Below are 10,039 nucleotides of genomic sequence, written 5' to 3' on the forward strand. Positions count from 1 at the left end.
TACCCACACAAATTACTTTATCTTGCTTCAAAATTTTAAAGAGCCAGAACAATATTCAAACCAACTAAACAAATAGCCTTGTCCTAAAAGAGATGCGCATTCTACACCACCTCACACTTTCGTCAACTGCTTTCTTGCTTTTATTTTATAGTAATTCTGGCAAAACGCCTCTTTCCGACCTGGTAAATATGAGATGTCCCTTGAAAAACCTCCAGCTTTTGATTTTCTACACGCTCACCGCCAATACGCACCGCTCCCTGCTTAATCATACGCATAGCCTCCGAGGTGCTTGAGACAAGTGCTGCATTCTTCAGTATATTTGCAATCAAAAGTGACTTACCTTTCCCATCAACAATAACTTCAGGAACCTCATCTGGAATAGCCCCTTTCTGAAAACGTGCCACAAAATTTTCCTGTGAAGAGTCCGCAGCTTTAGCGCTATGGAAGCGCGCTACAATCTCTTTGGCTAAAATAAACTTAATATCACGCGGGTTTTTTCCACCCTGAACATCAACTCTAAAGCACTCAATCTCACCAATAGACCGAAAGCTCAGCAGCTCAAAATAGCGCCACATCAAGCTATCAGAAATTGACATTATTTTACCAAACATCTCATCGGGTGCATCGGTAATTCCTATATAATTGCCCAGCGATTTGGACATCTTTTGCACACCATCCAGCCCTTCCAACAAAGGCATTGTCAATACAACTTGCTGCTCTTGTCCATATTGGCGCTGCAGTTCACGTCCGACCAACAGGTTAAATTTTTGATCTGTCCCACCCAATTCTACGTCTGCCTGCATTGCGACAGAATCATATCCCTGCACCAATGGATAGATAAACTCATGAATGGCGATAGGTTGGTTATTTGCATAACGCTTTTTAAAATCATCCCGCTCCAACATCCGTGCAACTGTTTGCTTTGATGCCAATTGAATCAGATCCGCCGCACTCATCTCTCCCATCCATTCAGAGTTAAACATCACAACTGTTTTTTCAGGATCAAGGATTTTATAAATTTGCTCTTCGTAAGTATGCGCGTTAGCGACTACTTCATCACGAGTTAGTGGTTTACGTGTCACATTTTTTCCTGTTGGATCGCCGATCATGCCGGTAAAGTCACCAATCAAAAATAGCGCCTCATGCCCTAACTCTTGAAACTGACGTAATTTATTCAACAGTACGGTATGCCCCAAGTGTAAATCAGGTGCAGTTGGATCAAACCCTGCTTTAATTCTTAAAGGCTTACCTCTTGAAAGCTTTTCTTTTAAAGCATCTAACAATAAGATTTCTTCAGCTCCGCGCTGAATTTCTAACAGAGCATTTGTCGTTGATCCCATTTATGTTTCCTAAAGTTCTCCGATAACATGCCGATAATACCATGGTCTTTGTTCGCAAAATGAAATTCAAACTATTGACCTGACACCTCCAATCAGGCTATGTTTAGTTAAGTGCCATCATCCATGAGAAAGAAAAGTGACGCCCAAACCAATTACTATTCGTGACCACAGCGCATTACCGCTTACACGCTCACCTAAACACGGCAAACAAATGCCTCGCCTCATCACCCTGCTGTGTGCTTGCGTACTAGGCGTAATTATTTTTTTTAGTTTTGCAACGGACAGTGCTAAAGCAACAAAAAAAATGGAGCTTTCCTCCATAGAAAGTGATGTCACCCCCTCACTTTCACTACCCTTAGAGACCACAGCACCTCACACAAAAACTGAAACACCAAAACCCAGCAGAGACATAAAAAATATCACAATAAAAAGTGGTGATACTGTTTCCAAGGTTTTTGATGCTCACAATATCAGCGCACTTTATCTTCATAACATCATGGCACTTGGCACAAAAACATCCGCACTGAAACGTATCCAACCTGGAGACAAACTCATACTGGAGTTTGACCAAGAGAAACAGCTTAAAGAGTTACGTTATGAAATCAACAAAGCGGATACTCTGGTTGTTCGACTAGAAGACAATAGATTTACAGCCAAAACGCTTCACAACCCCCTAGACGTTCAAACCAGTTTTCGCAGCAATACCATTAAGAACTCGCTATTTCTTGCTGCGATGGACGTAAATCTTTCAGACAACATTGTTATGGAGCTTTCCGAAGTTTTTGGTTGGGATATTGATTTTGCACTGGATATTCGAGAAGGTGATAGTTTCTCTGTCTTATATGAAGAACTTTATCGTGATGGAAAAAAGATACGAGATGGGGCAGTATTGGCTGCAGAATTTACTAATCGCAACAAAACATTTCAGGCTATTCGTTACAAAGACAATAACGGCCATGTCGACTACTACAATCCAAAAGGGTACAGCATGCGTAAAGAATTTTTGCGCACCCCTGTCGATTTCGCCCGCATAAGCTCTCGCTTTAACCTTAAAAGAAAACATCCAGTACTTAACCGTATACGCGCTCATAAAGGTGTTGATTATGCCGCTTCAAAAGGCACACCTATCAAAGCCACAAGCAATGGAAAAATTACATTCAAAGGTACAAAGGGGGGGTATGGAAATACAATTATTCTACAACACGGTCAAAAATACAGCACACTCTATGCACACATGTCTCGCTTTGCAAAAGGAATGCGCAATGGCAAACGCGTCAGACAGGGGCAAGTAATTGGCTACGTTGGAAGCTCAGGCCTAGCAACTGGGCCACACTTGCATTATGAATTCCGTGTTGGTGGTGTTCACCGCAACCCATTAAAGGTTAAACTGCCTAATGCAGCTCCAATTAATTCAAAATACAAATCTGATTTCAAAAAACACGCCGAACAAATACTTGCTATGGTTGAACGCTACAAAGACACTAAAATCGCACTTCTGCAATAGAATATGCCCAAATCCAATCTATTCATTGGCTTAATGTCAGGCACCAGCATGGATGGTATTGATGCTGTATTAGTCGACTTTTCAAACGCCACCCCAACATTAATTTCACACACAAATACAGAGTTTTCTCCCCAATTAAGAGAACGACTACTTGCGTTATGTTCTCATGGCGAAGTGGGGGAGATGGCTGAATTAGATGTCGAACTTGGTTTGTTATTTTCTATTGCTGCAAAAAAGGTGATTGACCTAGCAAAAATAAGCACTAAAGATATTCGTGCTATTGGCTCTCACGGGCAAACAGTGCGCCATCACCCTGAAAATAAAACACCATACACGCTGCAAATAGCAGACCCCAACATCATTGCAGAAAAAACAGGTCTCTTAACCGTTGCGGACTTTCGACGACATGACATTGCTGCCGGTGGTCAAGGAGCCCCTCTTGTTCCTGCATTCCATAATGCAGTTTTTCGTAGCTATAAAGAAAATAGAGCCATTATCAATATTGGTGGCATGGCAAATGTGACCATTCTTCCTTCCAAAGCAGATCAAAATGTAACGGGTTTTGATACAGGCCCTGGCAATGTTCTTATGGACAGCTGGATTTATCAGCGGAAGGGAAAGTTGATCGACAAAGATGGCCAATGGGCTGCTAGCGGCCAAATCCACAAAAAACTTTTGAGCGCAATGATCTCAGACCCATATTTTAAGTGCCTTCCACCCAAAAGTACGGGGCGAGAATATTTCAATATTCAGTGGTTAGAACATCACCTGGGCGCACAACCTGACACTATTCCCGAAGAAAATATCCAGGCAACACTTTGCGAACTAACCACAATCAGTATCGCAGAAGCACTCACATCTTTCGCGCCAGATAGAGTATTGCTGTGTGGAGGTGGCATTCACAATAAAACATTATATTCCCGGTTACGTCACCACATTAAATGCACCGTTCAGTCCAGTGAAACTCTAAACATTAGCCCTGACTGGATGGAAGCCATTGCATTTGCCTGGCTAGCCAGGCAAAGACTTGATGAAAAACCAGGAAACATCCCAGCCGTTACAGGCGCTCGGCATCCTGCGGTTTTGGGGGGGGTCTACTCTCCTTCATAAAGCACCGATTATTTTCGCTTCTCTAGTGAAATATATTGGCGCTCAGACTCCCCAACATACACTTGGGTCGGCCGAAAAATTCGATTATTTGCACACTGCTCAGCCCAATGGGCTAACCATCCTGCCGTACGGGAAACAGAAAATATTGAGGTGAACTGATCAACAGGGAAACCCATTTCCGCATAAAGAATGCCAGAGTAAAAATCAACGTTCGCATAAACACCTTTCTCTGCCAAGCGCTCTTCAACCGCCACTTCCAGCGCCATCGCCGTTTCAAATAGAGGGCCGACCTCTCTTCCTTTACTCTGAGTCAGCTTTTCAACCAAGCCTTGAAGAATCGTTGCTCTTGGATCTTTCACATTATATTCACGATGCCCAAAGCCCCAAATTATTTTTTTGTTTGCCAGCTTATTATCTAACCAAGGTTTTACTTTTTCAGGGGAACCTATTTCATGCAACATTTCCAAGACATTTTGATTTGCACCACCATGCAGTGGCCCTGAAAGAGTACCAATAGCCGCTGATATCACACTATCAGAACTGGCCAATGTTGACCCTGTCACCAATGCAGCAAATGTAGATGCGTTAATTGTATGCTCTGCATGAAGTATTAAACATGTATCAAATATTTTAGCTAATACTGGGTCAGGCTCCTGCCCTGTAAACATATACAAAAAATTTTCCGCAAAAGAGTACTTTGCATGCGGCGCAATAGGCTTGCGCCCATGACGAATGGACTCCCATGCCGCAACCATGGTTGGCATGCATGCTAAAATTTTAAGTGACTCTCCACCATTCGAACCAACAACGCTCGAAGGCGCGCCGTGCTCATCATAAAACATACCCAACCCGGCAACCGCTGTTTGCAGCATTTTCATCGGATGGCCTGCTAGTGGCAGACTTTCAATCATTTTTAGAATAGGAGGTTCAAGGTGACGGTGCTCGCGCAGATGGTCAGAAAACTCCGTCAGCTCATGTTTTAATGGTAAGCGCCCTTCCAAAAGTAGCCATGAGGTCTCTTCAAATGAGCTATTTTTTGCTAAAACAGCAATAGGATAACCTCGGTATGCTAAAATTCCTTTTTCACCATCAATAAAAGATACACTCGAGCGAGTCGCTGGAATACCTTCCAGACCGGGCACATACGTTGTCATCAAAAAAACACCCTGAAGAAAACTAGCAAAATAAAAACACCATATTAACAAAAAATGGGAGCCAAGCCCCCATTTCTATAAAAGCACTTCGTAATTTAGGTTAGACAGAAAAAGAGGAGCCGCAACCACAGGTTGTTTGTGCATTTGGATTATTAATCACAAATCGAGCACCTTCAAGCCCTTCAGTGTAATCAATTTCAGCTCCAACCAAGTACTGATAGCTCATCGCATCTATCAACAAGGTTACCCCACCTTTTTCAACAATAGTATCATCATCATTAACTTCATCATCAAAAGTAAACCCGTACTGGAAGCCCGAGCAACCACCACCACTAATAAATACACGCAATTTCAGTGCCTCATTATCTTCTTCCGTGATCAACTCCGCCACTTTAGCTACGGCACTATCAGTAAAAATAATCAAAGACTCTTCAGTTTCAACTGCACTCATAACACTACACTCCAAATTCTTAAATCAATTATTTATGGCAATAATGCAATGCCATTCAAACCTGCTCGCTCATCTAGATCGAACATAATATTCATATTTTGCACAGCCTGACCAGCCGCCCCCTTAACTAGGTTATCAATAACAGCTAAGATCACTACCCTGCTTCCATCTAAAGGACGATGCACCGCAATCCGACATGTATTTGCTCCTTTTACACTGCGTGTTTCAGGCAATGAACCTGCGGGCATCACATCAACAAAAGGTTCGCCCGCATAACGGTTTTCAAAGAGTGTTTGCAAGTCAACACTCGTATCATTCAATGTTCCATATAAAGTCGTTTGAATACCACGTAGCATAGGAGTCAGATGAGGCACAAAAGTCAGACTCACCGATTGATCAGTCGCCAAACTCAAACCTTGAACAATTTCAGGCTGATGACGGTGCCCTGCAATAGCATACGCTTTCATGCTCTCACTGGTTTCACATAGCAGCCCTGCTACACTCGCGCCACGACCTGCACCACTCACTCCTGACTTCACATCCGCAATCAGTGAACTGCAATCAACCAAACCCTGCTCCACGAGTGGCAAAAAACCAAGCTGTGTTGCCGTTGGGTAACAACCCGGGTTGGCAATCAAGGATGCCTCTTTAATCTCTTCGCGATTCACTTCAGGCAAGCCATAAACGGCTTTATTGATCAGGTCTGGACATGCGTGCTTCATTCCATACCAGTGCTGCCAAACATCAACATCACGAATTCGGAAGTCTGCTGCCAGGTCGACCACTCGGACATCGGCTGCCAGCAATTCAGGCACCATCGTCATCGCCGTGCCATTCGGTGTTGCAAAAAATACCAAATCACACTCTTTTAAAGCCGGTAAGTCCGGCACACTAAATGCCAGATCAACATGACCACGTAGATTAGGAAACATCGTTGCCACAGGTAAACCTGCTTCTGAACGAGAAGTGATCACTCGTAATTCAACCTGTGAGTGCCCCGCCAACAGCCGCAACAACTCAACACCGGTATAACCCGTTCCACCTACAACACCGACTTTTATCATCAAACTATCCATAAATCTCTTTTGGGTCTTTAATTGGTGGTTCAACAGCCACCCATTGGTTGTTCTCTAACTGCTGATAAAAGCAGCTCATGCGTCCAGTGTGACAAGCAATGCCACCGACTTGTTCAACCGTTATCAAAATAACATCTCGGTCACAGTCAATTCGAATAGACTTAACCTTTTGTTGATGCCCTGAACTCTCGCCTTTTCGCCATAGTTTTTTTCGTGAACGAGACCAGTATACTGCATAGTTTTCTTTCACCGTCAGCGCCAAAGAGTCTCGGTTCATCCAGGCAAACATTAGAACTTGACCAGTTTTTTCATCCTGAGCAATAGCCGGAACCAAGCCATCATCTGTCCACTTTATATCATCAAGCCACTGTTCACTGCCGAACTCAGACATCACAAACGAACCTCAATACCCTTCGCTGCCATATGCTGTTTAGCTTCTTCAACTGTATATTCGCCATAATGAAAAATACTGGCTGCCAACACAGCATCGGCTTTAGCTTCAGTCACACCTTCAGCTAAATGCGCCAACGTACCTACGCCCCCAGAAGCAATCACCGGCACAGGAACTGCTTCAGACACAGCTCGCGTCAGAGCAATATCAAAACCATCACGCGTGCCATCACGATCCATACAGGTCAGCAAGATTTCTCCCGCACCATAGTCCGCCATTTTGACGGCCCATTCAATGGCATCCAGCCCTGTCGGTTTACGACCTCCATGAGTGAAAATTTCCCAACGCAAGGCCTCGCCTTCTTGACTGACCTTTTTAGCATCAATGGCAACAACAATACATTGTGAACCAAACTTCTCTGCCGCTTCTTTGACGAACTCAGGCCGATAGACCGCCGCTGAATTAATCCCTACTTTATCTGCACCAGCATTCAGTGCGTTACGAATATCTTCCAGAGTACGAATTCCACCACCGACTGTCAGAGGAATAAAGACTTTACCTGCCACCTCTTCCACGATATGCAGCATGGTGTCACGATTTTCATGACTGGCGGTAATATCAAGAAACACCAATTCATCCGCCCCTTGTTTATCATAGCGCTCGGCAATCTCAACGGGATCACCTGCATCACGGATTCCAACAAATTGTACGCCTTTAACAACGCGTCCATCATCGACATCCAAACAAGGAATAATACGTTTAGCCAGCCCCATAATAATTAACCTTTCAGCAACTGATCTGACAATTTTTGCCCTTCAGCAAAATCCAGAGTACCTTCATAAATGGCTCGTCCGGTGATCGCACCCATAATGCCTTGATCCGCCACACCGCATAGCGCACGAATATCATCCAGATTGACAATACCACCTGAAGCCACGATAGGAATATTAATTGCCTGAGCCAGTTCAACCGTGGATTCTACATTCACCCCTTCCATCATGCCGTCACGGTTAATATCCGTGTAAATAATTGCTTCCACGCCATCCTTTTCAAAGCGTTTAGCCATATCAATCAAACCGTGTTCAGAAACTTTAGCCCAACCATCCGTGGCCACTTTGCCATTTTTAGCATCTAATCCGACAATAATGTGCCCTGGAAATTTTTTACAAACTTCAGCAATAAATTCAGGTTCATTCACCGCTTTTGTTCCGATAATGACGTACTGAACACCAACATCAATATAAGCCTGAATGGTTTCCACATCACGGATTCCTCCACCGATTTGAATCGGAACATCAGGATATTTACGTGCAATTCGCTTAATCACATCGCCATTGACGGGTTTACCTGCAAAGGCTCCATCCAGATCAACCAGATGCAGACGACGCGCACCCGCTTCAACCCACTGATCCGCCATCGCCAAAGGATCATCAGAGAAAACCGTATCATCTTCCATAATGCCCTGGCGCAAACGAACACACTTTCCATCTTTTAAATCTATGGCGGGTATTAACAACATAAACAAATATCCTTCAAAAAGTAGCGAATGCTCCTACGAACCATCCCACTGCAAAAAATTACTCAACAGTATCAAACCAGCCTGCTGGCTCTTTTCAGGGTGAAACTGAGCTGCAAAAATATTATCCCGAGCAATGCATGACGCAAACTCAAGTCCATAGTCGGTCGCCCCAGCCATCAACTCTGATGTTTCAGGTTTCACATAATAACTGTGTACAAAGTAGAAACGACTATTATCCGCAATCCCACTCCATAACGGATGCGCTCTAGATTGCTTTACTTCATTCCAGCCCATATGTGGAATTTTTAATCGATCACTGCCTGATGGCTTAATTCTATCTTCAAAGTGCAAAACATTACCTGGCAAAATACCCAAACCATCAATACCCGCATTTTCTTCGCTATGATCAAGCAGGGCATGCATACCCAAACAAATCCCTAAAAATGGCTTATTTTTAGCGCACTCGCCTAGCAAATCAATCAAATCCAGACGCTTAATTTCAGACATACAATCGCGTAGTGCGCCGACACCAGGCAAGACTATATGACTGGCACTTTTAATCACTTGAAAATCACTCGTAACAACCACAGCAGTGTCTGTCGTTACGTGTTCCAATGCTTTTGATACCGAACGAAGATTACCCATTCCATAGTCAATAACGGCAACTATTTTTTTCATTTACAACAAACCTTTTGTTGAAGGCAATACACCTTGCATACGTGAATCATGCTCAACAGCCATGCGCAGTGCTTTGCCAAATGCTTTAAAAATAGTTTCTGCAATATGGTGAGAATTTTGGCCTCTTAAATTATCAATATGCAGTGTGGCACACGCATGATTGACAAAACCAGAGAAAAACTCTTGTAACAAATCAAGTTCAAACTGGCCACAATTTGCACGAGGATAGTCCACATGATATTGCAAACCAGGTCGTCCAGAAAAATCAATCACGACCCGAGATAACGCTTCATCTAGAACAATATAAGAGTGGCCATAGCGATAAATACCTTTTTTATTTGACAAGGCTTCAGAAAAAGCCTGCCCCAACGCAATCCCTACATCTTCCACTGTATGATGTGCATCAATTTCCAAATCACCATTAGCTTTAATGTCAATATCAATCACTCCATGACGAGCAATTTGATCCAGCATATGATCAAAAAAAGGCACACCGGTATTCAGATTCGACTTCCCTTTACCATCTAAATTAATTGAAACTTCAATCTGGGTTTCTAGAGTATCGCGTTTAATTTTAGCCGTACGATCAGCCATTTTTTGACTCCTAATTTTGGCTTAATGATGCCCGCTAGGATAACGTTAACAGGCGTTATTGGAAAGAGTAAAGTCTCGAAAAGCATGCAAAGCGAGGTAAAGAGAGAGTAACTGGGTGTGATATAGAAGTTCTTGAAGCAGACGAAGCAAGAATTTTAGCCAAAAAGAAGCCCCTGCTGAGAGTATTGATCACGACATCGGTGATGTCAATGATAAATACCT

11 protein-coding genes are annotated in these 10,039 nt (G+C 43.3%); 2 read left to right on the forward strand and 9 right to left on the reverse strand.

Annotation, left to right across the window (positions count from 1 at the left end):
- Positions 1–140: 140 nt before the first annotated feature.
- Positions 141–1,340, reverse strand: a complete 1,200-nt coding sequence (gene tyrS, locus L3J70_12575) for a tyrosine--tRNA ligase (GenBank protein ID MCF6237183.1) — start codon at positions 1,338–1,340, stop codon at positions 141–143.
- Between the two features lie 136 nt (positions 1,341–1,476).
- Between tyrS and L3J70_12580 the strand changes: the two genes are divergently transcribed.
- Together L3J70_12580 and L3J70_12585 are read left to right on the forward strand one after the other, a co-directional pair.
- On the forward strand, positions 1,477–2,844 hold the full coding sequence (locus L3J70_12580) for a peptidoglycan DD-metalloendopeptidase family protein (protein MCF6237184.1): 1,368 nt from the start codon (positions 1,477–1,479) through the stop codon (positions 2,842–2,844).
- A gap of 3 nt (positions 2,845–2,847) precedes the next feature.
- Positions 2,848–3,954: an anhydro-N-acetylmuramic acid kinase gene (locus tag L3J70_12585; protein MCF6237185.1), complete on the forward strand. Its 1,107-nt coding sequence runs from the start codon at positions 2,848–2,850 to the stop codon at positions 3,952–3,954.
- Positions 3,955–3,962: 8 nt separating this feature from the next.
- Here L3J70_12585 and L3J70_12590 read toward each other — a convergent pair whose 3' ends face one another.
- From L3J70_12590 to hisB, 8 genes are all read right to left on the reverse strand, one after another.
- Positions 3,963–5,108 (reverse strand): citrate synthase, encoded by a 1,146-nt coding sequence (locus L3J70_12590; protein MCF6237186.1) that lies wholly within the window; start codon positions 5,106–5,108, stop codon positions 3,963–3,965.
- 100 nt (positions 5,109–5,208) lie between these two features.
- Positions 5,209–5,559: an iron-sulfur cluster insertion protein ErpA gene (erpA, locus tag L3J70_12595; GenBank protein MCF6237187.1), complete on the reverse strand. Its 351-nt coding sequence runs from the start codon at positions 5,557–5,559 to the stop codon at positions 5,209–5,211.
- Positions 5,560–5,591: 32 nt separating this feature from the next.
- Positions 5,592–6,623, reverse strand: a complete 1,032-nt coding sequence (gene argC / locus L3J70_12600) for an N-acetyl-gamma-glutamyl-phosphate reductase (protein MCF6237188.1) — start codon at positions 6,621–6,623, stop codon at positions 5,592–5,594.
- A gap of 4 nt (positions 6,624–6,627) precedes the next feature.
- On the reverse strand, positions 6,628–7,026 hold the full coding sequence (gene hisI / locus L3J70_12605; GenBank protein ID MCF6237189.1) for a phosphoribosyl-AMP cyclohydrolase: 399 nt from the start codon (positions 7,024–7,026) through the stop codon (positions 6,628–6,630).
- The gene (hisF, locus tag L3J70_12610; GenBank protein MCF6237190.1) at positions 7,026–7,799 is read right to left on the reverse strand and encodes an imidazole glycerol phosphate synthase subunit HisF; all 774 of its coding nucleotides are present in this window, start codon (positions 7,797–7,799) and stop codon (positions 7,026–7,028) included. Before hisF ends, hisI begins: the two co-directional genes overlap by 1 nt.
- Positions 7,800–7,804: 5 nt before the next feature.
- Positions 7,805–8,545, reverse strand: coding sequence for a 1-(5-phosphoribosyl)-5-[(5-phosphoribosylamino)methylideneamino]imidazole-4-carboxamide isomerase (gene hisA / locus L3J70_12615; GenBank protein ID MCF6237191.1), 741 nt, complete (start codon positions 8,543–8,545; stop codon positions 7,805–7,807).
- A gap of 33 nt (positions 8,546–8,578) precedes the next feature.
- Positions 8,579–9,223: an imidazole glycerol phosphate synthase subunit HisH gene (gene hisH / locus L3J70_12620; protein ID MCF6237192.1), complete on the reverse strand. Its 645-nt coding sequence runs from the start codon at positions 9,221–9,223 to the stop codon at positions 8,579–8,581.
- On the reverse strand, positions 9,224–9,817 hold the full coding sequence (gene hisB / locus L3J70_12625) for an imidazoleglycerol-phosphate dehydratase HisB (protein ID MCF6237193.1): 594 nt from the start codon (positions 9,815–9,817) through the stop codon (positions 9,224–9,226).
- Positions 9,818–10,039: the final 222 nt, after the last annotated feature.

Source organism: Gammaproteobacteria bacterium (assembly GCA_021648145.1).
Taxonomy (GTDB): Bacteria; Pseudomonadota; Gammaproteobacteria; order JAADGQ01; family JAADGQ01; genus S141-38.

Bases quoted from the DNA above. Each gene is read 5' to 3' on its own strand.
- tyrS (MCF6237183.1), bottom strand. From the start codon at position 1,340: ATGGGATCAACGACAAATGCTCTGTTAGAAATTCAGCGCGGAGCTGAA.
- L3J70_12585 (MCF6237185.1), top strand. From the start codon at position 2,848: ATGCCCAAATCCAATCTATTCATTGGCTTAATGTCAGGCACCAGCATG.
- L3J70_12590 (MCF6237186.1), bottom strand. From the start codon at position 5,108: ATGACAACGTATGTGCCCGGTCTGGAAGGTATTCCAGCGACTCGCTCG.
- erpA (MCF6237187.1), bottom strand. From the start codon at position 5,559: ATGAGTGCAGTTGAAACTGAAGAGTCTTTGATTATTTTTACTGATAGT.
- argC (MCF6237188.1), bottom strand. From the start codon at position 6,623: ATGATAAAAGTCGGTGTTGTAGGTGGAACGGGTTATACCGGTGTTGAG.
- hisI (MCF6237189.1), bottom strand. From the start codon at position 7,026: ATGTCTGAGTTCGGCAGTGAACAGTGGCTTGATGATATAAAGTGGACA.
- hisF (MCF6237190.1), bottom strand. From the start codon at position 7,799: ATGGGGCTGGCTAAACGTATTATTCCTTGTTTGGATGTCGATGATGGA.
- hisA (MCF6237191.1), bottom strand. From the start codon at position 8,545: ATGTTGTTAATACCCGCCATAGATTTAAAAGATGGAAAGTGTGTTCGT.
- hisH (MCF6237192.1), bottom strand. From the start codon at position 9,223: ATGAAAAAAATAGTTGCCGTTATTGACTATGGAATGGGTAATCTTCGT.
- hisB (MCF6237193.1), bottom strand. From the start codon at position 9,817: ATGGCTGATCGTACGGCTAAAATTAAACGCGATACTCTAGAAACCCAG.